At 73.0% G+C, this 20,449-nt stretch carries 19 protein-coding genes; 6 read left to right on the forward strand and 13 right to left on the reverse strand.

Annotation, left to right across the window (positions count from 1 at the left end; translation table 11 throughout):
* Positions 1–132 precede the first annotated feature (132 nt).
* The 4 genes from GA0070608_RS07185 (at position 133) to GA0070608_RS07200 (ending at position 2,856) form a co-directional block, all read left to right on the forward strand.
* Positions 133–951, forward strand: coding sequence for a hypothetical protein (locus GA0070608_RS07185; protein WP_091634529.1), 819 nt, complete (start codon positions 133–135; stop codon positions 949–951).
* Positions 952–1,029: 78 nt separating this feature from the next.
* On the forward strand, positions 1,030–1,362 hold the full coding sequence (locus GA0070608_RS07190; RefSeq protein ID WP_091623775.1) for a DUF1232 domain-containing protein: 333 nt from the start codon (positions 1,030–1,032) through the stop codon (positions 1,360–1,362).
* 31 nt (positions 1,363–1,393) lie between these two features.
* Entirely contained in the window at positions 1,394–1,801 is a 408-nt protein-coding gene (locus tag GA0070608_RS07195; protein ID WP_091623781.1) for a pyridoxamine 5'-phosphate oxidase family protein, read from the forward strand.
* 377 nt (positions 1,802–2,178) lie between these two features.
* A complete protein-coding gene (locus tag GA0070608_RS07200; protein WP_091623785.1) occupies positions 2,179–2,856 on the forward strand; it encodes a C39 family peptidase in 678 nt (225 codons plus the stop codon).
* 92 nt (positions 2,857–2,948) lie between these two features.
* Here GA0070608_RS07200 and GA0070608_RS07205 read toward each other — a convergent pair whose 3' ends face one another.
* The 3 genes from GA0070608_RS07205 to GA0070608_RS07215 form a co-directional block, all read right to left on the reverse strand.
* The gene (locus GA0070608_RS07205; protein WP_091623788.1) at positions 2,949–3,185 is read right to left on the reverse strand and encodes a ferredoxin; all 237 of its coding nucleotides are present in this window, start codon (positions 3,183–3,185) and stop codon (positions 2,949–2,951) included.
* Between the two features lie 4 nt (positions 3,186–3,189).
* Positions 3,190–4,392: a cytochrome P450 gene (locus GA0070608_RS07210; RefSeq protein ID WP_245715728.1), complete on the reverse strand. Its 1,203-nt coding sequence runs from the start codon at positions 4,390–4,392 to the stop codon at positions 3,190–3,192.
* A gap of 201 nt (positions 4,393–4,593) precedes the next feature.
* Positions 4,594–4,776 carry an antitoxin gene (locus tag GA0070608_RS07215; RefSeq protein ID WP_091623794.1) on the reverse strand — a complete coding sequence of 61 codons (183 nt, stop codon included), beginning with the start codon at positions 4,774–4,776 and terminating at the stop codon, positions 4,594–4,596.
* A gap of 192 nt (positions 4,777–4,968) precedes the next feature.
* Here GA0070608_RS07215 and GA0070608_RS07220 point away from each other — a divergent pair, with 192 nt between their 5' ends.
* On the forward strand, positions 4,969–6,087 hold the full coding sequence (locus GA0070608_RS07220; protein WP_091623797.1) for an AI-2E family transporter: 1,119 nt from the start codon (positions 4,969–4,971) through the stop codon (positions 6,085–6,087).
* Between the two features lie 184 nt (positions 6,088–6,271).
* Here GA0070608_RS07220 and GA0070608_RS07225 read toward each other — a convergent pair whose 3' ends face one another.
* The gene (locus GA0070608_RS07225; RefSeq protein WP_091623800.1) at positions 6,272–6,931 is read right to left on the reverse strand and encodes a dienelactone hydrolase family protein; all 660 of its coding nucleotides are present in this window, start codon (positions 6,929–6,931) and stop codon (positions 6,272–6,274) included.
* Positions 6,932–7,192: 261 nt separating this feature from the next.
* Here GA0070608_RS07225 and GA0070608_RS07230 point away from each other — a divergent pair, with 261 nt between their 5' ends.
* A complete protein-coding gene (locus tag GA0070608_RS07230) occupies positions 7,193–7,372 on the forward strand; it encodes a hypothetical protein (RefSeq protein WP_091623804.1) in 180 nt (59 codons plus the stop codon).
* 173 nt (positions 7,373–7,545) lie between these two features.
* On the opposite strand, the gene GA0070608_RS07235 is transcribed toward GA0070608_RS07230, so the two are convergent.
* From GA0070608_RS07235 to GA0070608_RS07275, 9 genes are all read right to left on the reverse strand, one after another.
* Positions 7,546–9,918 carry a glycoside hydrolase family 65 protein gene (locus GA0070608_RS07235; protein ID WP_091623808.1) on the reverse strand — a complete coding sequence of 791 codons (2,373 nt, stop codon included), beginning with the start codon at positions 9,916–9,918 and terminating at the stop codon, positions 7,546–7,548.
* Positions 9,915–10,667: an HAD family hydrolase gene (locus GA0070608_RS07240; RefSeq protein ID WP_091623811.1), complete on the reverse strand. Its 753-nt coding sequence runs from the start codon at positions 10,665–10,667 to the stop codon at positions 9,915–9,917. The genes GA0070608_RS07235 and GA0070608_RS07240 overlap by 4 nt, the downstream gene beginning before the upstream one ends.
* Positions 10,668–10,729: 62 nt before the next feature.
* A complete protein-coding gene (locus tag GA0070608_RS07245; RefSeq protein ID WP_091623815.1) occupies positions 10,730–11,194 on the reverse strand; it encodes a DUF4442 domain-containing protein in 465 nt (154 codons plus the stop codon).
* Between the two features lie 236 nt (positions 11,195–11,430).
* Positions 11,431–12,729: an ABC transporter ATP-binding protein gene (locus GA0070608_RS07250; RefSeq protein WP_091623819.1), complete on the reverse strand. Its 1,299-nt coding sequence runs from the start codon at positions 12,727–12,729 to the stop codon at positions 11,431–11,433.
* Between the two features lie 158 nt (positions 12,730–12,887).
* The gene (locus tag GA0070608_RS07255; protein ID WP_091623823.1) at positions 12,888–15,101 is read right to left on the reverse strand and encodes a bifunctional glycosyltransferase/CDP-glycerol:glycerophosphate glycerophosphotransferase; all 2,214 of its coding nucleotides are present in this window, start codon (positions 15,099–15,101) and stop codon (positions 12,888–12,890) included.
* A 16-nt stretch (positions 15,102–15,117) separates the two neighbouring features.
* Positions 15,118–17,178: a DUF5941 domain-containing protein gene (locus GA0070608_RS07260; protein ID WP_091623826.1), complete on the reverse strand. Its 2,061-nt coding sequence runs from the start codon at positions 17,176–17,178 to the stop codon at positions 15,118–15,120.
* Complete coding sequence (locus GA0070608_RS07265) at positions 17,175–17,849, reverse strand: ABC transporter ATP-binding protein (protein ID WP_411970815.1); 675 nt, start codon at positions 17,847–17,849, stop codon at positions 17,175–17,177. Before GA0070608_RS07265 ends, GA0070608_RS07260 begins: the two co-directional genes overlap by 4 nt.
* A gap of 74 nt (positions 17,850–17,923) precedes the next feature.
* Positions 17,924–18,751, reverse strand: coding sequence for an ABC transporter permease (locus GA0070608_RS07270; protein ID WP_091623832.1), 828 nt, complete (start codon positions 18,749–18,751; stop codon positions 17,924–17,926).
* Positions 18,752–18,810: 59 nt separating this feature from the next.
* Positions 18,811–20,181: an L-serine ammonia-lyase gene (locus GA0070608_RS07275; protein ID WP_091623837.1), complete on the reverse strand. Its 1,371-nt coding sequence runs from the start codon at positions 20,179–20,181 to the stop codon at positions 18,811–18,813.
* Between the last annotated feature and the right edge of the window lie 268 nt (positions 20,182–20,449).

A 20,449-nucleotide genomic window follows, 5' to 3' on the forward strand; every position in this document is an offset into this window, starting at 1 on the left:
CCGTCGGCCTACCGCCCCGGCGCTGTCCGCTACCGGAGCCGTACGCCCCGCACGCGCGCCAACGATGCTCACCCGCCCGTACGCCGGGCGCAGACCCTGTCGACTCCCTCGATCGACCGCGAGGTGCTGACCATGCAAAACGTGTTCTCCTCCGTCCTGCTCGACGTGCCCCGGGCCGCCGTGATCTGGCTGAGCCTGCTCGGGGTCGTCGCCGTCACCGTGGCCGGCCTGCTGCTGCGGCCCGGCCGGCTCCGGTTCGCCGCCGGTTCCCGGATCCGTCGCGCCGCCATGCCGAGCGAGCTGGAACGGGCCGAGGAAACGCGTGAGCGTTCCCGGTACGCCGAGGAGGTCTCGGTGGCCGCGGAGCGGTCCGCCACCACCGCTGCCCGGCTGCGGGCCGAGTGGCTGACCGCCCAGGAGGAGGTCGAGGCGGCCTGGCAGGCGTACGAGGCCGCCGAGGCGGATGTCCGCCGGTTGACGGTCGCCGAGGCGATGCCCCTTCCACGGACCGTCCGGACGCCCGCCGAGTACGCCGAACGCGAGCGTTTCCTGCACCGGGCCGCCCTCGACGCGTACTGGCGGAAGGACCTGTCGGTGGAGCAGCTCAGCGACGTCTTCGCGCACCGCAACGGCTGGGACCCCCGGCTGCACCCGGTCGAGCAGGAGCTGGTGCTGCGCCGGGCGGTACGGGACAACCTGCTCGCCCGGCAGCGGACGGCCCGGGAGCGGGAGCAGGCCGCCTGGCGGGCTGCCGAACTCGCCGCCGAGTCGGCGGGCAGCCTGCGGGACGAGGCGTTCGCCGCGGTCAACCGCCGCCCCGAGGAGTCGCAGTCACTGCTGCCGCTGATCGAGGGCACCGGTGTGACGGAGCAGACCCGGGAGTTCCCGGCGGTGACCAGCCGAGAGGTGCCGGCGGTGGCCCGGGGCCGGGCTCCGGTCGTCGCGTACTGACCGGCCACGCCGGGCGGAACCCGGTCCGGCGGGGCTGGCGTGCGGGCGGAACCGGCCCGGCTGGGCTAGCGTGGCGGTATGTCCAGGGAGGCGTGGGTCGTCGTCGGCGTCGTGGCGGTCGCCACGTTGGTCGGCGCGGTGCTGCTGGCCGTCCGAGTGATCCGCACCCGCCGGCTGCTCGGCACGCTCGGGGTGAACGGCAAGGTCGCCTTCTACGGCGCGCTGCTCTACACCATCCTGCCGGTGGACCTGCTTCCCGACCCCATCTACCTGGACGACATGGCGGTGCTGACCGGCGCGCTGCTCTACCTCGGCCGGCTGGTCCGGCAGCGTCGGGCCGCGAGCGCACCCCTGCCCGGCGCACCGGACGCGCCGTCCGACCTCGACCGGGCCGGCCGCCGCATGCCATGATCGGTGCCGCGCCGCGAGACGGGGGACGGACATGCCCGGCGACCATCGGTTGGCACCGCAGGACGAACTGGTCGTCGCGTTCTGCCGGGAACGGCACCTGGCCACGTTGACCACCCTCCGCGCGGACGGCAGCCCGCACGTCGTACCGGTGGGGGTCACCTTCGACGCGGCGACAGGCCTGGCCCGAGTGATCACCGACGGGGCGTCCCGCAAGGCGCGGCACGTCGCCGCCGCCGGCCCGCAAGGCGCCCCGGTGGCCGTCTGCCACGTCGACGGGCGACGCTGGCTCACCTTCGAGGGGCGGGCCGTGGTGCGCTCCGACCGGCCGGCGGTCGCCGAAGCCGAGCGCCGGTACGCCGAGCGCTACCGGACGCCCCGCACGAATCCGGGCAGGGTGGTCATCGAGATCTCCGTGACCCGCCTGCTGGGAAACCTGTAACCGACTGACCGTTTCGTCCCGCGACGCGTCGGGCCGCACGATTGACCGGTCCACCCGCCCCGCCCGCCGTGCCCCGGCGGCGGAGGCAGTGGGGATGCGAACCGGCCCGGCGTCCGGATGGCATGGCCGGCGGGCGGCGTGTGACACGCGGCATCCGTACGCCGGAATTCTGCTGCCCGCGGCCCGGTTGAACCTCGACGTGCGGCCGGTACGCCCCGGCCGAAAGCCGGAATGCCCACCGGAGCAGGGCCGTTGCGTCCCTGAGTACGCCCGTGGGCCGACCGCCCCGGGCCGTCGAGTCCCCGAGCCGAGCGCCTCTCCCGGTGCTGTGCGCCCCCGATCCCCCGGAGGCGTCGACCCCCGATTGGAGCCCGACCATGAATCCGATCGTCCAGAGAAGCGGCCTTTCCGTCGTCGGCCTGCTGGTCGCCGGTGGCTGCCTCGCGGGCACGACGGTGACTGCCCAGGCGGCAGCGGCGGCGACCACCCCGGCCGGTCCGGTGCACACCGACCGGGATGGCCGTGCCGAACAGAACGGCCGCGCCGACCGGCGGGCCGAGCGCACGGTGAACATCGAGTACCAGGCTCAGCCCAACTTCTACTATTGCGGCCCGGCCGCGACCCGCATCGCCCTGTCGGCGATGGGCAAGGCGCTCTCCCAGGACGAGGTCGCGAAGAAGTTGGGCACCACCGAGGCCGGCACCGACTCGGCCCTGGACACCACCCGGGTGCTCAACGAGCTGACCGGCGGCAGGTACCGGACCACCGAGATCCCGGACCCGGTGGCCAGGCCGGCGCAGGTCGACCGGCTGCGGGCCGACGTGCTCGCCGCGTTGGACGAGGGCCGGCCGGTGGTGGCCAACGTCAAGGGCACCGCAGTCGACACCGACGGCCACCCGCAGTCGTACGAGGGCGGGCACTACCTGACCCTGGTGGGCTACCGGGACGGCGGTGGCCTGATCCGGATCGCGGACCCGGCCTCTCCGGAAGGCGAGTACTGGATGACCCTGGAGAAGGTCGCCAACTGGATCGCCGAGCGTGGTTACTCGTCCTGATCCGACCGAAAACTGGTTGACCTGTCCCCGGGCCGGCGGCACGATCGGCCCGGCTGCGATCATCGCCCCCACGCCGGCACACCCACCCGGGCTCAGGGCTCCGGTGCGATCCGGCGCGGGCCGTCCGCCTCGGACACGATGATCGCCTCCATCGGGCAGGAGTCCGCGGCGTCCACCAGCGCGTCGTCCGGCGCGACCCGTTCGGCCAGCGGGCGGGACAGCCCGCTCACCAGCACGAAATGCCCCGGCGCGGTGCCCGCGCAGATCCCCGACCCGATGCACCGCGTCGGATCCACCCGCACCCGCCACTGCTCGTTCGTCGCACTCACCGGATCACCAGCTCACCGGCATGGCGAGCAGGCCCCGGACCAGCAGCCCACTCTTCCAGGTCAGCTCGGATTCCGGCACGGCCAGCCGCAGGCCGGGGGTGCGGGTGATCAGCGTTTCCAGGACGACCTGGAGTTCCATCCGGGCGAGCTGTGCGCCGATGCAGTGGTGCACCCCGTGCCCGAAGCCGAGGTGCGGGTTGGCCTGCCGGGTCAGGTCGAGCCGGTCCGGCTCGGCGAAGACCGTCCCGTCCCGGTTGGCCGAGGAGATCGACACCACCACCGGCTCGCCGGCCCGCACCAGCACGCCGCCGAGCTCCACGTCCTCCAGGGCGTAGCGGGCGAAGGCCGAGGACGCGCCGAGCGGCACGAACCGCATCAGTTCCTCGACGGCGCTCGGCACCAGATCCGGCCGGGCCCGCAGCCGATCCCACTCGTCGGGGTGGGTGAGCAGCGCGTACACGAAGTTGGGTATCTGGGTCACGGTCGTCTCGTGCCCGGCCGCGAGCAGCCCGGCGGCCAGCCGCACCACCTCGTCCGCCGCGAGCCGGTCGTCGGCGTCCCGGGCCCGGACCATCGCGCCGAGCAGGTCGTCGGTGGGTTGCTCGCGCCGCCGCGCGATCAGCTCGCCCATGTACGCGAACAGGTTGTCGATGTACTCCTGGGCCTGTTCCAGGCTCAGCGAGGTGGTCGACACGATCGCCTCGGACCAGGTGTGGAATCGGTCCTGGTCGGCCACGGGGACGCCGAGCAGGTCGCAGATGACCCGGATCGGCAGCGGGGTGGCCAGGTGCGCCACCAGGTCGGCCGGCGGACCGGCGGCGAGCATGCCGTCGACCAACTCGTCGGCCACCTGTCTGGTCCGGGGTCGCAGCTCCTCCACCCGCCGGGCGGTGAACGCCTTCGCCACCAGCCGACGCAGCCGGGTGTGCTCCGGCGGGTCCATGGACAGGATCCCGCCCTCCTGCCGCCGTGGCGAGTTGCGGGGCTCGTCCCGGTCCACCGAGGCGGCCCGGCTGAACCGGGAGTCGCCGAGCACGGTCCGGACGTCGGCGTGCCGGGTGGCGAGCCAGGCCGGCTCGCCGAACGGCATGCGGATCCGGGTGAGCGGTTCGTCCCGGCGCAGCCGGGCGTAACACGGGTCCAGGTTGAGCCGGTCGGGATCGCTGAACGGGTAGCGCTGGGGCACGGTTTCGGGTGCCTCGGTCACCGGCTTGACTTCCTCTCGCCACGGCGCCCCAAGGGGTTGGGCGCCGGTCCGGTCGGGGACGAATTGACTGTTAGTCATGCTCCGACTGCGGATAGTAGCGAGAGTGGTCGATCCTTGGCTAGCGGTGCGCGTCGATCCGCCAAAAAGGTGACCGCCCCGGGCCGCCGACCGCACGGCGATCCTGGGACGGTCCCGACCGGGTCAGCGAACCTGGTCGCCCTCGCCGGTGCGCGCCTGGGCCTGGTCGACGCCCTTGTCGATCTGCTCGTCGTACTTACCGCCCGTGCGCTTGTCGGCCATGTCGCCGCCCTTCTCCATGCCCTGGTCGACCTGCTTGTCGTGCTTGTCAGCGAAGTCCTTGGCCTTGTCCATGAAGTCGCTCATCGGGTCCTCCTCGAATCCGGGGTCCGACCTCCGCCTTCCCTGAGGTAGCGCGCGCAAACGGACGGGCAGGCGGCCGGGAAACGGTCGGTCGGTCCTCCGACGTCTCGCCCGCCTGTCCAGCGGGAGAGGGGACGCGGGTGTCGGAGGGACTCCGGCCGGGTACCGACTCGCCGGAGATCGAGGAGGGCCGACGTGGTCACAGACGATGCCGGGCGTACGCCCGAAGGGACGACAGGCCGGGGCGCGGGTCCCCGACAGGCCTGGGCCGGGCTTCCCTGGCTGGTCCGCTCGGCCGTGGTGTGGAGCGCCTGCCTGGTGGTGATCGTCGCCGGGCTCTACCTGCTGGGGAAGATCGCGGTGCTGCTCGCGCCGCTGGCCATCGCGCTGGCCGTCACCGTGTTCCTCACGGCGCTGCTCGACCCGGTGCAACTCGCGCTGCGCCGACTCCGGCTGCCCGCCGCACTGGCGGCCCTGCTCACCGTGCTGCTGCTGCTCGGCGTCCTGTTCGGCGTCGGCGCGCTGGTGTGGAGCCTCACCGCGGGCCAGTTCAGCGAGTTGAGCCAGGAACTGGGGCAGGGCCTGCAACGGACCCGGGACTTCGTGACCTCCACGCTGCCGGTCAGCGACCAGCAACTCGACCGGCTCGTCGAACAAGCCCGTCAGGGCCTCGGGCAGAGCTCGCTCGACCCGGTGTCCAGCGCCCGGACGGCCACGGAGGTGATCGGCTCCGCGCTGCTCGCGCTCGTCCTGCTGTTCTTCCTGCTCAAGGACGGTCGGTCCATGTGGCACTGGACGCTGTCCCGGATGACCGGACCGAACCGGGCCGTGACCGCCGAGGCGGGCCGGGCAGGCTGGCGGACGCTGGGCGCGTACAGCCGGGGCACGATGCTGATCGCCGCGATCGACGCGATCGGCATCGGCCTGGCGCTGGTGGTGCTCCGGGTGCCACTGGCGTTTCCGCTCGCGCTCATCACCTTCTTCGGCGGCTTCATCCCGATCATCGGGGCGACCGTGGCCGGCGCCGTGGCGGTGCTGGTCGCGCTCGCGGCGAAGGGGCCGGTGACCGCGCTGCTCGTCCTGGCCGCCGTGATCACCGTGCAACAGGTCGAGGGCAATCTGCTGGAGCCGCTGGTCATGAAGCGTCAGGTGCGCCTACACCCGGCGGTGATCCTGGTTGCGGTCACCGCCGGCACTCTGATCGCCGGCGTCGCCGGTGCCTTCGTCTCGGTGCCGATCACCGCCGTCGTGTGGCGGGTCATCGACACCATCCAGCAACACCGCCAACGCCCGACACTCCCACCCCCCGCCTGACCCACCCACCCCAGCCCCAGCCCCAGCCCCAGCCCCAGCCCCAGCCCCGGTGATCATGAGGTTAGCGGCGAAGTCGATCTCCATTACCGCCGCCAACCTCATGATCAACCCACATCGGACGGGCGGGGGCGGGAGGCGGGGCGGGGCGGGCGGGGCGGGCGGGAGCGGGGCGGGGAGGCGGGGGTCAGTGGGAGGGGGAAAGGTGGGTGGTGAACCAGTCGGCGGCGCGGCGGGCGACCTGTTCCAGGGTGCCGGGCTCTTCGAAGAGGTGGGTCGCCCCGGGGATCACCGTCAGCTCGGCGGTGTCCGGCAGCGCCTCCTGCGCCTGCTCGTTGAGCGTGATCACCTGCTCGTCCAGACCGCCGACCAGCAGCAGCGTGGGCGCGCGCACCTGGCCGAGGGCCGGGCCGGCCAGGTCGGGACGGCCGCCCCGGGAAACCACCGCGCCGACGAGTTCCGGTCGGGCCGCCGCCGCTACCAGGGCGGCGGCGGCCCCGGTGCTGGCCCCGAACAGTCCGATCGGCACCGCGCCGAAGGGCCGCTCCGCCGCCAGCCAGTCCACGATCGCGGCGAGACGACCGGCGAGCAGCGGGATGTCGAAGCGCAACTCGGCCGTCCGGGCGTCCACCCGGTCCTCAGCCGGGGTCAGCAGGTCGACCAGCACGGTGCCGAGGGCGCCACGGTTGAGGACGTGCGCCACGGCCGTGTTACGCGGGCTGTGCCGGGAGCTGCCGCTGCCGTGCGCGAAGAGCACCACACCGGCCGGCTCCGCCGGCACCAGCAGGTCGGCCGGGAGATCGGCGTCCCCCGCCGGGATCGTCACCGCACTGTCGCGCACGTCCATCTCGCCTCCGTACGTCCTCGGTCGGTCCCCGCCCGGCCGTCGTCGCCTGCCCGGCCATCGTCCCCCGCCCGGCAGGCGGTCGCCTCGGCCCGGGGCAGGCGGGTCGCCCGCCCGACAGTCGTCGCCCGGCCGCATACCCGCCCCTGACGGCGGCAAGCGGCCCCGGCGCACCGGCGTTTGTCGCCGGGGGCCCCGGGTAGGCGATAGGTGACCGCAGACCGTACCGGCGCAACCGCGCCCCGACGGATCGCGAGGATCGCCATGGCGCAGCAGCAGCGGAACCCTCGACAGCAGACCACCGACCGGGACCGGCGGGAACAGGACACCGAACGTGGCCGCGACTGGGCGGACGAAGCGGCCCAGGCGCGCACGGCCGACGATCCGCGGGCGATGGCGCCCCGAGACGCGGCCGGCCGCCCGTCACAGGGCAGGCCGCTCTGACCGGCGCCGCCGGTCGCCATTCAGGGCCGCAAGCCGGCCTGACCGGCACCGCCGGTCGCCCGCACCGGAGTAGGCCACGCTGATCCACGACGCCGGCCCGCCGCCACCGGGCAGGCCACGCTGATCCGATGCCCGTCGGCCGCCGTGACGAAGGCGGGCCCGGCGGGCATCGGTCACGGTTCGTTCTCCGGCAGGCGGAGCAGGGGAGCACGGCCCGGGGCCTGCTCCGGGGCCGGACCGGACACCTCCGCCGGGGGGATCGGCATCGTCACCGGTTCCGCGCCGGTGACCCGGACCGGCTCGTCGTGGTGGCGCAACTCCAGCACGTCGTCCGGCTCGCCGTGACGCAGCGAATACGTGGTCCGGTCCGGCCGGACGTCCACCCGCAGCCGCATTCCGCGCCACTGGAGCGAGAACTCCAGCCGCCCGAGCCGGCTGGACAGCCGGGGCGCGAACGACAGGTTGCCGTCATGGTCGCGCAGCCCGCCGAACCCGGCCACCAGGGCGATCCACGCCCCGGCGAGCGAGGCCATGTGCACGCCGTCGCGGGTGTTCTCGTTGAGGTCGTGCAGGTCCATCAGCGCCGCCTCCCGCAGGTAGACGTGCGCCAACTCCGGGTGGCCCACCTCAGCCGCCAGCACCGACTGGGTGCACGCCGACAGCGACGAGTCGCGCACCGTCCGCCGCTCGTAGTAGAGGAAGTTGCGCAGCTTCTCGTCCGGCGTGAACGCGTCGCCCCGCCAGTGCATGGCCAGGACCAGGTCCGCCTGCTTGACGACCTGCTTGCGGTACAGGTCGAAGTACGGGTAGTGCAGCAGCAGCGGGTACTTCTCCGGCGGCGTGTGCTCGAAGTCCCACTCCTGGAGCCGGGTGAAGCCCTCGACCTGCTCGTGGACGTCGATATCCTCGTCGTACGGGATGTGCATGGACGCCGCCGCGTCCCGCCAGGCGGCTGCTTCCTCGTCGGTCACGCCGAGGTGGAACGCCTCGTCCCGGTAGCGCATCACCGCGTCGGCGGCGGCGACCAGGTTCCGCTGCGCCATCAGGTTGGTGTAGATGTTGTCGTTCTTCACCGCCGTGTACTCGTCGGGGCCGGTGACCCCGTCGATGTGGAACTGGCCGTGCCGGTCGTGGTGGCCCAGCGACCGCCAGAGCCGGGCGGTCTCCACCAGCAACTCCAGCCCGATCTCGCGTTCCAGCTCGGTGTCGCCGGTGACCTGCACGTAGCGTCGCAGCGCGTCGGCGACGCCGGCCGCGATGTGGAAGGCCGCGGTGCCCGCCGGCCAGTACCCCGACGACTCCGGTCCCTCGATGGTGCGCCACGGGAAGGCCGCGCCCTCCAGGTTGAGCGTCCGGGCCCGCTCGTGGGCGGCGGCCAGGGTGCCGTGCCGCCAGTGCAGCGCGTCCCGCACAGCGGCCGGGTGGGTGTAGGTGAGCACCGGCAGGACGAACATCTCGGTGTCCCAGAACGCGTGCCCGTCGTACCCCGGGCCGGTCAGGCCCTTCGCGGCGATCGGCCGCCGCTCCGCCCGGGAGCCGGCCTGGAGTACGTGGAACATGCCGAACCGGACGGCCTGCTGGATCTCAGGGTCGCCCTCCACCACCACGTCGGCGGCGTCCCAGAACTCGTCGAGGTACTCGCGCTGCTCCCGGTGGAGCCCGTCCCAGCCGTCGAGCCGCGCCCCCGTCAGGGCGGCCTCGACCTGGTCGCGCATCGCCGGCAGCGACCGGCGGCTCGACCAGCCGTAGGCGAGGTACTTGACCACGCGCAGCGTCTCGCCGGGCTGGAGCACGCACCCGATCGTGGTACGCACCCAGTCCTCGTACCCCTCGGACTCGATGGTCTTGCGCGCCGGGGCGTACACCTCGTGTTCCATCGCGGCGGCCACCCGCAGCCCGGAGAGCTTGGTCCGGTGGATCAGCAGCCCGCCGTCGGCGGTGGTGAGCTCCTCCTCGGCCTGCAACGGCGACTCCAGCACGGCCGCGACCCGCGGGTCCCGGCTCTGCGCGGGCAGCGTCTCGTTCGCCACCAGCTCCGACTGGAGGATCAGCCGCAGCGGGCCGTCCACCGCCTCCACCTCGTAGTTGATCGCGGCGACGGCGCGTTGGGTGAACGAGACCAGCCGGGTGCTACGGACCTTGACCTCGCGACCGGCCGGGGAGCGCCAGTGCATCTCCCGGTGCAGGGTGCCGGCACGCAGGTCGAGGACCCGTTCGTGGGCGAGGAGTTCGCCGTAGCGGACGTCGAGCGGCTCGTCGTCGACCAGCAGCCGGATCAGCTTGCCGTTGGTCACGTTGACGACCGTCTGGCCGGACTCGGGAAACCCGAAACCAGCCTCCGCGTACGGCAGCGGGCGCAGCTCGTAGAAGGAGTTCAGGTACGTGCCGGGCAGGCCGTGCGGCTCCCCCTCGTCCAGGTTGCCGCGCAGCCCGACGTGCCCGTTGGACAGGGCGAAGACCGACTCGGACTGGGCCAGGACGTCCACGTCCAGTCGCGTCTCCCGGACGTGCCACGGCTCGACCGGATAGGCACGTTCCCGGATCACGCGGGTCCTCCGGTGTCGAGCAGGTCGGCGAGGTCGGTGACGACGACGTCGGCGCCGTGGGCCCGCAGCTCGTCGGCCTGGCCGACCCGGTCCACCCCGACCACGTACCCGAACCCGCCGGCCCGTCCGGCGGCGACCCCGGCGAGGGCGTCCTCGAACACGGCGGCGTCACGTGGGTCGACCCCGAGCAGCCTCGCGCCGGCGAGGAACGTGTCCGGCTCGGGCTTGCCGCGCAGCCCCTCGGCGCGGGCGACGAGCCCGTCCACCCGGGCCTCCAGCAGCGGTTCCAACCCTGCTGCGGCGACCACCTCCCGGCCGTTCGCGCTGGCCGTGACGACTGCCCGGCGCAGGCCGGCGGCGGTGACCGCCTCCAGGTAGGCGACCGATCCGGGGTAGACGTCCACGCCGTGGGTGCGCAGCTGCTCCAGCAGTAGCACGTTCTTGCTGTTGCCGACCCCGTTGACGGTGTCGGCGTCCGGCGGGTCGTCGGGCGATCCCTCGGGCAGCACGATGCCCCGGGAGGCGAGGAAGGTGCGCACCCCGTCGGCGCGCGGCCGGCCGTCGACGTGGCGGTTGTAGTCCGGCCCCGGGTCGAAGGGGCGGAACGCCTCGCCGGTGGTGGCGGCGCGTCGGCGCAGGAAGCCGTCGAACGTCTCGGTCCAGGCGGCGTTGTGCACCCGGGCGGTCTGCGTCAGCACACCGTCCAGATCGAAGAGGCAGGCGGTCACATGAGCAGGTAGGCCCAGCACGGTACGAATCTATCCAGACCTCCGCACCCGCAAACCGCTTTCGGTCCGCTTGCCGCTCCGACTCAGTTGGGGCGCAGCGTCCAGACCACGGTCATCTCGCCGGTCGGCTTGCCCTCCTCGGTGGCGATCTCCACCCGCACCGGGAACTCCGGCCGCCGGCCGGACTCCAGTTCCGCGACCACCTCGGCGACCGGCCGGTCGAGGCGCGCGGTGGCCCGCACCGGCCCCAGGGCCAGCTTCCGGTACGCGATCTCGGCCCGTACCGCCAGCGGCGTGGCCCGGTCGAGCAGCTGCCCGAACGCGGCCAGCACGACCGCGCCGGAGGCGGTCTCGCCGAGGGTGAACATGGCCCCGGCGTGCGGCCCACCGACGTGGTTGTGGGTGGCCGGCGAGTCGGGCAGCCGGACGGTCACCCGCACCCCGCTCTCCGCCTCGGGGGCCACCTCGACGAATTCGATGCCGAGCGTACGGGCGAACGGTACGGCCTCCAGAATGCCGGCCGCCACCTGGCGTGAGTCGATGGTCATGGCCCGACGTTACTAGCCAGTAACTTCACCCACAACCCCCGTCCTCAGACGCAAGGCGTCGCGCGGCGGGCTGATCGGCCAACCAACGGTGATCAGGACGCCATGGACCCTAAAACGGCCGGGTAACGTCCATGCCGTCCTGATCACCGGGGCGCCGCGCGGAGCGCCCCGGCAACAAACATGGGAACTGCGTCCGGTCCGGCGGTGTCGGGGCTGCTGCTCCTTGCTGGCGCCCGTCAGCGCCAGCCGACGTCGATCCGGTCACCGCGTTCGTCGAAGAAGTGCAGCGCGTCCATGCGTACGGAGACGGCCAGGGCATGACCGGCGGAGACCCCGGGGTACGGCGCGAGCCGTACCGCGAGCTCGGCGGGGCGGCGGTGGTGCCGGCCCGGGTCGTTGAGCACGCTGGTGCGGGTGACGGTGGCCGGGACGGGCTCCTCCTCGGCGGCGGCGCGACCGGTCAGCCGCTGCATGACCTGCCCGACGCGACGCAGGCCGCGCTGGCCGGTGGGTGCGTCGACCCGGGTGCCCATCTCGTCCACGACGATCGCGGTGGCCCCGATGTCGAGGTAGGCGAGCGACTCGTGCCCGTGGTGCTCCAGGTAGCGGATCCGGCCGTGCAGTACGGCGCCCCGGGTGTCCGGCGCGACCGGGGTGAGCGCCTCGGCCCGCATCCCGACCACGATCCGCTCCCCGTGGTAGTGCGCGACCGCCCGGCTGCGGATGTCGTCCCACGGCAGGTGAAGCGCCTGGTCGCCGAGGGTGAGGGTCACGTAGCGGTCGAGGTGGACGTAGACCGACGCCTCCAGGAGGTTCATCCGCGGGCTGCCGAGGAACGCGGCCACGTAGAGGGTGGCCGGGCGGCCGTACACCTGGGTGGGGGTGCCGACGTCCTGGAGGACGCCCTTGCGCATGATGGCGACCCGGTCGGCCATGGTCAGCGCCTCGGCCTGGTCGTGGGTGACGTAGATGGTGGTGACGCCCAGTTCCCGGGTCAGGCCGGAGATCTCGGCGCGCAACTCCGCCCGGAGCCCGCTGTCGAGGTTGGACAGCGGCTCGTCCATCAGGAACAGGCCGGGGCGGCGGACGATGGCCCGGCCCATCGCGACCCGCTGGCGCTGCCCGCCGGAGAGCTGGCTGGGTTTGCGGCCGAGCACGTCGCCGATGCCGAGCGCGCTGGCCACGTCGGTAACCCGCTCGCCGCGGGGCTCGGGTTCCATCCCGGACAGCCGGAGCGGGAAGGCGATGTTCTCGCCGACGGTCATGTGCGGGTAGAGCGCGAAGTCCTGGAAGACCATGGCGATCTTCCGGTCGCGCGGCGGCAGGTCGTTGGCCAGCTCGCCGTCGAGCATCACCGCGCCCGACGTCGGGTCCTCCAAGCCGGCGACCATCCTCAGCACCGTGGACTTCCCGCAGCCTGACGGGCCGAGCAGCACCATGAACTCGCCGTCGTCGACGTCGAGGTTGACCCTGTCGACGGCGAGGGTGCCGTCCCTGAACACCTTCGAGACATCCTTGAGCGCGACGGTTGTCACCGTGCCCTCCCCCCAGCTCGTCGACCGAACCCGGAATGACTGTGACGAGGATCATCCGGTTCGCACATCGGGTAAACGTGTCATGTTCGGCTCGTGACGGCCCTGTGAAGTCCACCGCACGGGGACACCGCCGCCGGCAGCGCGGCGCGGGCCGGTCGTCAGCAGCCGGACGCGCCCGGCTCCGGCTGCTCGCCGAGGAAGACCCGGCGGACCACCCGCTCGGCGGCGTGGCCGTCGTCGAGCGCGCAGAACCGGGCCCGGAACCGCTGCCGGGCCTCGCGCGCCGCCTCCGCGTCGACCTCGCCGGTGTGGAACAGGTCGAGCAGGTCGGCGAAGCTGGTGGCCACCGCGCCCGGTGGCTGGGCGGTCACGTCGAAGTAGACGCCGCGGGCCAGCCGGTACGCCTCCCAGTCCGGGGCGTAGACGACGATCGGCCGGTCGAGCACGGCGTAGTCGAACATCGCCGAGGAGTAGTCCGTGATCAGCACGTCCGCCACGAGGTAGAGGTCCTCCACGCGCGGGTGGTCGCTGACGTCGCGTACCCGGTCCCGCTCCCCCGGGCGGCGGGTGCGCCGGTCCCGGTCGTGGAAGTAGTGGCTGCGGATCAGCAGCCGGCCGGCCGGGCCGAGCGCGTCGAGCAGCCGCTGCGGGTCGAACGGCGGCCGGTAGCCGGGCAGGTGCTCGCGGTGCGTCGGGGCGTACAGGACGACCTGTTCGCCGAGGCCGAGGCCGAGCCCGGCGCGCAGCCGGAGCACCTCCTCGGCGGTCGCGGTGACCAGCCGGTCGTTGCGCGGGTAGCCGACCTCCAGGGTGGTGTACGCGGCCGGGTAGGCACGCTCCCACATCTGGCTGGAGAAGCTGTTCGCGCTGACGCTGTAGTCCCACCGGTCCACCCGGCGCAGCAGCCCGGCGAAGTCCATCCCGACCGCGCCGAGCGGGTACCGCTGCTGGTCGAGCCCCATCACCTTGACCGGGGTGCCGTGGTGGGTCTGCACGTGCACGGTGCCTGGCCGCTTGCGGACGAAGTCCGGGAAGTTGACGTTGTTGACCAGCCACCGTGCCCGGGCCAGCGCCCGGTAGTACGCGGGCGTTCCGGCGACCACGTACGCGACGCCCTCGGGCACGGTGTGCACCCGGTCCCGCCGGACGATCCACACCCCGTGGACCTCCGGCGCCAGCCGGCTGGCCGCCTCGAAGACGGCCGCCGGGTTGTCCGCGTATCCCCGGTACCAGTAGGCCGCGTAGACGGCCAGCGTCGGGTCGACCGGCCGGCGCGACTCGGCCCGGTAGTACTCCCGCAGCAGGGTGTCCCGGGTCAGCCGGGCCGCACGCCGGGCCCGGGGCGCGACCCCTCGCCGGGTGCCGCGGGCGGTACGCCGGGCGGTGTCGCGCGCCTGGTACGCGGTGCGCAGCGCGCTGAACGTACGCCAGCGGCCGGCAGCCACCAGCCGGTGCTTGAGCCCTTCGGCGCCCGCTGGTGGCGGATAGCCGCCGGGGGGCAGCCAGCGCGCGTGGTCGGCGGTGATCCGGGCGAAGAAGGCCGGCCGCAGTTCGGGGGCGATCCGCTCCCCGTTGCCGAGCACGGTCAGGTAGTGCCAGATCATCCGCTCGAATACCGCGGGGCGCAGGTCGTCGACCGCCGGCCCCCAGGCGTCCATCAGCCGGAACACCCGGTGCCACTGGTGGAAGACCTCGAAGTGCCGGTCGCCCCTGGTCCTGGTGATCGCCCCGGCGCGGCGCTGCCGGTAGTTGACGCAGACCCGGTCCAGCACGGCGATCCGCTCGGCGGCCATCAGCACCGGGTAACTGAACGAGACGTCCTCGTACCAGCCGGGGGCGAAGCGCAGGCCCTCCTCGATCAGGAACTGCCGGCGGACCGGGCGGTTCCAGGCGGTGTGCAGCAGCCGCAGCGTCTCGGGGCGGTCGCGCAGCCGGAAGGTCTCCTCGCCGGGCGGCTCCGGGAACACCTCCGCCATCGCGCTGGGGCTGGTGGTGTTGTTCCAGTACGTCCGGACGTGGTCGACCAGGAGCACGTCGGGGCGGCTGGCGCGGAGGCTCTCGACCACCTCGGCGAGGCATTCCGGGACGAGCCAGTCGTCGCCGTCGACGAACCAGACGTACTCGCCGGTGGCTCGGTCCAGCCCGATGTTGCGGGCTGGACCGAGCCCGACGTTCTCCGTCAGCCGGACGGCGTGCATCCGCCGGTCGCGGGCCGCGTACTCGGCGAGGATGTCGCCGCTGTCGTCCGGCGAGCAGTCGTCGACGCCGATCACCTCGATGTCGGTGACCGGCTGGTCGAGGATGGAGTCCAGGCATTCGCGCAGGTAGCCCTGCACCCGGTAGGCCGGCACGACGAAGCTGATCAAGGTCATCGGCCGGCCCCTGTCGTCAGCCCGGCGAGCGACCTCCCGCGCCGGCCAGGCCCACCGACGCCCGCGCGGCGCGGGCGGGCAGGACGACCCAGGCGAGGACGACACTCCCCACGAAAACCACGAGAAGGTACGTACCGAGTGTAGCCATCCCGATACCCGCAAAACCGACGATCGCCGCCAGGGCCAGCAGCACCGACCGCCCATCCCAGCCCAGCGTGCCGCCGTGCAGCGGCGGGGCGGCCTGCCGCTTCTCCAGCCGCGCGGTCAGGTCGTAGTGGTGCAGGGTCAGCACGAAGACGTACCCGAAGATCAGCCACGGCGGCACGTCGCCCACCACCCCGACCGCGATGGCGAACAGGAACTCGCCCGCCCGCAGCACCGCCGGGACCAGCCAGTCCAGCGGCCTGTTGTGCGCCACTCCCGTCACGCCGCCGGCGAGCAGCAGCCCCACCAGGGCGAGCGGCAGCGTCCACCGGGGCGGCGGGGCGGCGTCGCCCCCACGCAGCGCGATGAGCAGCACGATCGCCGCCGGCAACGCGGCCAGGACCGCCAACGCCAGCGGCCCCGGGCGGCGGGCCACCGGCAGCAGCCGGGCCAGCGGCCCGTCGTCGCGGTACAGGGTGGTGTCGACCGTGTCCAGCACCGGCACCCGCATCCAGCGGGCCCGCAGCGTACGCAGCGCCCCGGTGTACGCGAAGGCCAGCACCCCCCAGGCCAGCACCGCGTACAGGCTGACCAGCGGGCCGAACAGTGCCACGGTGATCGCGATCAGCGCCCACCGCTCCCCGATCGGGAAGACCACCGTCCGCTTCAGCCAGTACGACACCGAACCCGTGTCGGCCTGCACCCGGTTGGAGGCGGCGTTCAGCTTGTCGCCGATGCCACCGCCGGAGGCAACCGTCGCCTTCGGCCGGCGGGCCGCCTCGTCGTGCAGCACGCCGTACCAGGTGTCCGTCATGTGCCGGACGGTCTGCAGGGTGATCGCGGCGATCGCCAGCGCCCAGCCGTACCGGAATCCGGCCTGGGTCGCCCCGTAGCCGAGGCCGGCGTAGACCACGTACTCCTTCGCCCGGTCGGCCATGGTGTCCAGCCAGCCGCCCCAGGCGCTGAAGTGCCGGGTGTAGCGGGCGACCTGGCCGTCCACGCAGTCCAGCACGAAGCCGAGGTAGAGCAGCACCGCCCCGACGACCAGCGCCGCCCGCCCGCCCACACCGAAGAGCACGGCGGCGGCCACCGCGAAGGCCACCGAGATCATCGTGACGGCGGTCGGGCCGAGCCCGAGCTTCGCCGACGCCTTCGTCACGTACGGCGACCAGGTGCTGACGAAGAAGGTGGTGAAGAAGTCGTCCCGCTCCTTCACCGAGAGCTTCAACTCGGCCCGGTCCTCGTCGACGGCGGCCACCGCCGCCTCCGCGGCGGCCAGCCCCACCGGATCGCTGACCCGGTGCGCGACGAGCAGGCGTACCCGCTGGGCGAAGGTCAGCGTGCCGAGCCCGTTGAGGCCGGCGAAGAGCCGGTCCACGGCGGGCCCGACCACCGCCGGCCCGGCGGCCGACGGCGGCACAGCGGCCACCGACGGAGGTCCGGCGGGCATCGGCGGCGCCACGGCCGACGGGGGCCCGGCGGGCACCGTTCCGGCGGTGGCGCGCGCGGCCCGGGCGAGCGCCGGCAGGTCGTCGACGCCGACCCGCAGCGCGCCGCCGAAGACGCCGGTGGCCCTGCCGTCGAGCGCCTCCGGCGGCCCGGCCTCGACCACCTGGCCGCGTTCCTCGCGCACAGCCGTGCGTCCGTGGCCGGGCGGGTCGGTCAGCACCAGCGCGACCGTCGGCCCGACGGGGCTGGTCGCCAGGTGCCGCAGGACGGCGGTGTGCGCGACCAGGTCGGCGCCGGTGACGAGCACCGGGTGCGTAGCCGCGTCGACGAGGGCGGCCAGCTCGGCCAGGTCGGCGGCGTGGCGGACCTCGTCCGCCCCGGCGCGACGCAGCTGGTCGGCCAGCCGGTCGGCGAGGGATTCGCCCGAACGGGTCGGCAGGCTCGCGGCCGGGTCGTCGGCGGCGAGCACGATCGCGAGCGTCACCGCGGAACCGCGGCGTGGTACGCGTGCAGCGCCTCGGCGATCGTGCCGTCGACGCTCAGCCGGCCCCCGTCGAGGTAGAGCCCCCGACGGCAGAACCGGGTCAGATCCTTTTCGTTGTGTGACACCAGCACCAGAGTGCGCCCCTCCCCGAGCAGACGGTCGATCGTCGCATAACACTTCTTGCGGAACTCCTCGTCCCCGACCGCGGTCACCTCGTCCATGAGCAGGATCGGGTGCGGCAGGTGCGAAATGATGGCGAAGCCGAGCCGGACCTTCATGCCGGACGAGTAGTGCCGCACCGACGTGTCGACGGCCCGCTCCACCTGCTCGCCCGCGAACGAGACGATGTCGTCGAAGTGCCGCCGCAGGTAGCCCGACGAGAGCCCGTGCAGGCCGCCGACCAGGTAGAGGTTCTCCCGCCCGGTCAGGTCGTTGGAGAACCCGGCGGAGAGCTCCAGCAGCGGCGCAACGTCCCCACGCACCCGGATCCGGCCCTCGTCGGGGATGAGTACGCCGGCGATCAGCCGCAGCAGGGTGCTCTTGCCGGAGCCGTTGCGGCCGATCACACCGACGGTCTCCCCGGCCCGGACCGAGAACGACACCTCGCGCAGCGGCCAGAACCGGCCGTCGGCCGCACCACGCCGCCCCCGGTGGATGAACAGTTCCCGCAGCCGCAACTGCCGCCGCCGGTTGCGGACGAACCGGATGCCGAGCCCCGCCGCCTCGATGATCGGGTCGGTCATCTCTACAGTTCCTTGAGCACGGCGGGTTCGAGCCGGCGGAACGACCACCAGCCGGCGGCCAGCACCAACAGGCTGACACCGACGGTGGTGGCCAGCAACCGGGCGTCCGGGAACTCGTCCGGATACCAGACCGCGTGGTGCAGTTGGAAGATCCCGACCAGCGGGTTCAGCTCGTAGGCGATCTTCAGCCAGCCCGGCAGGTCGGCGTCCCGGACTAGGCTCAGCGGGTAGATGATCGGGGTGGCGTAGAAGAGCACCCGGATGACCAGCCGCATGAACCGCTCGACGTCGCGCATCAGCACGTTGACCGCCGAGAGCAGCAGTGCCAGCCCGACCAGCAGGACGGCCTGCACCGCCACCGCGAACGGCAGGGCCAGCAGCGACCAGCCCAGCTCGATCCGGCCGTACGCGGCGTAGCCGACGGCGATGGCCAGCAGGATCGGCAGGCCGGCGGCGTACTCGGCGAAACGGCCGGTGACCCGGCCGATCGGGAAGACCTGTCGTGGCACGTTCATCGTCGTGATCAGCCGGGCCTGGCCGGTCAGCGCGTTGGTCGCCTCGCTCAGCGCCGAACTGGTCCACATCCAGGCGAAGATCCCGGTGAGCAGGAACAGCGGGTACGAGTCGGCCGCGTCACCGAGGTGGCGGTTGGTGTCCCGGGAGTAGAGGACCCCGAAGACGAACCAGTAGATCGCCCCCATGCCGAGGGGCTCGATCAGCGACCAGAGGTACCCGAGCATGGACTGCTGGTACTTCACGGCGAGGTCGCGCCGGACGAGGATGCGCAGCGAGGTGCGGTGCGACCACAACGCCGCGATGCCAGAGGTCACCGCCGCCTCCCGCCTCACCGGACGGACGACAGGCTAGCAGTCGGTGAACGAACGCCCCCTCAGCACTCGATCACGTTGACGGCCAGTCCGCCGCGCGCCGTCTCCTTGTATTTGACCTTCATGTCCGCGCCGGTCTCGCGCATGGTCTTGATGACCTTGTCCAGCGAGACGTGGTGCACCCCGTCGCCGCGCAGCGCCAACCGGGCGGCCGTGATCGCCTTGATGCTAGCCACCGCGTTCCGCTCGATGCAGGGGATCTGCACCAGACCACCGACGGGGTCGCAGGTCAGCCCGAGGTTGTGCTCCATGCCGATCTCGGCGGCGTTCTCCACCTGCTCCGGGGTGCCGCCCAGCGCCTCGGCCAGCCCGGCGGCGGCCATCGAGCAGGCCGAGCCCACCTCGCCCTGGCAGCCCACCTCGGCGCCGGAGATCGAGGCGTTCTCCTTGAACAGCACGCCGATCGCGCCCGCCGCCAGCAGGAACCGGACCACCCCCTCGTCGGAGGCGCCCGGCACGAACCGGGTGTAGTAGTGCAGCACCGCCGGGATGATCCCGGCCGCCCCGTTGGTGGGCGCGGTGACGACCCGGCCGCCGGCCGCGTTCTCCTCGTTCACAGCGAGGGCGAAGAGGGTCACCCAGTCCATCACCCGCAGCGGGTCGGTGTCGTCGGACTCCGTCTCCAGGCTGCGGCGCAGTTCGGCGGCGCGGCGGCGGACCTTCAGCCCACCGGGCAGCACCCCGTCGCGCGAGCAGCCCCGCTCGACGCACTCCCGCATCACCCGCCAGATCTCCAGCAGGTAGGCGCGCACCTCGCCCCCGCTGCGCCAGGACAGCTCGTTGGCGAGCATCACCTCACTGATCGACAGTCCCGTCGACGCGGTCACGTCGAGCAGTTCGGCACCGGTGAGGAACGGGTGCCGCACCCGCGTGGCGTCCGGCTTGATCCGGTCCGCCCCGGCCGCCGCCTCGTCCACCACGAACCCGCCGCCGACCGAGTAGTACGTCCGTACCCGCAGCTCCGCGCCTCTGTCGTCGTACGCGACGAAGGTCATCCCGTTGGGGTGGTACGGCAACGAGCGACGCCGGTGCAAGACCAGGTCCCGGTCCGGATCGAAGTCGATCTCGTGGGCGTCGAGCAGGCCCAGCCGACGCTCGGCGCGGATCCGGGTGACCCGCGCGTCGACCGTGTCGGTGTCGACCGTCTCCGGGGCCTCGCCGGCCAGCCCGAGCAGCACCGCCCGGTCGCTGCCGTGGCCGTGCCCGGTCGCGCCGAGCGAGCCGAACAGCTCCGCCTGCACCCGTACCGTGCCGGTCAGCAACCCGTCGGCCTTCAGCCCGTTGGCGAAGGTGCGGGCGGCCCGCATCGGCCCCACCGTGTGCGAGCTGGACGGCCCGATGCCGACGCTGAAGAGGTCGAAAACGCTGATCATGGCTGCACTTCCTCGCCGTCGCACCCTCGTGGGATTCCGGCCCGTCGTGGCCGCCCGGTCCGGGCGGCCGTGCGGCACCCGGGGGTGTGGGTGCCCGACCGGCGAGCCTACCCGCCCAGCTCAGCGCCTGCCCGTCGTCGCGGGCCGACCGCCGAAATCCGGCAAAATCCGCCCCGGCGGCCCTCGCCCGGAAGCGTCGGCGCGGGCGCGGAGGCATCGCGGGGTCGGCTCCCGGGTAACCACCTACGGGTACGGGCGGCGCCGATCC

It is taken from the genome of Micromonospora peucetia, from assembly GCF_900091625.1.
Taxonomy (GTDB): domain Bacteria; phylum Actinomycetota; class Actinomycetes; order Mycobacteriales; family Micromonosporaceae; genus Micromonospora; species Micromonospora peucetia.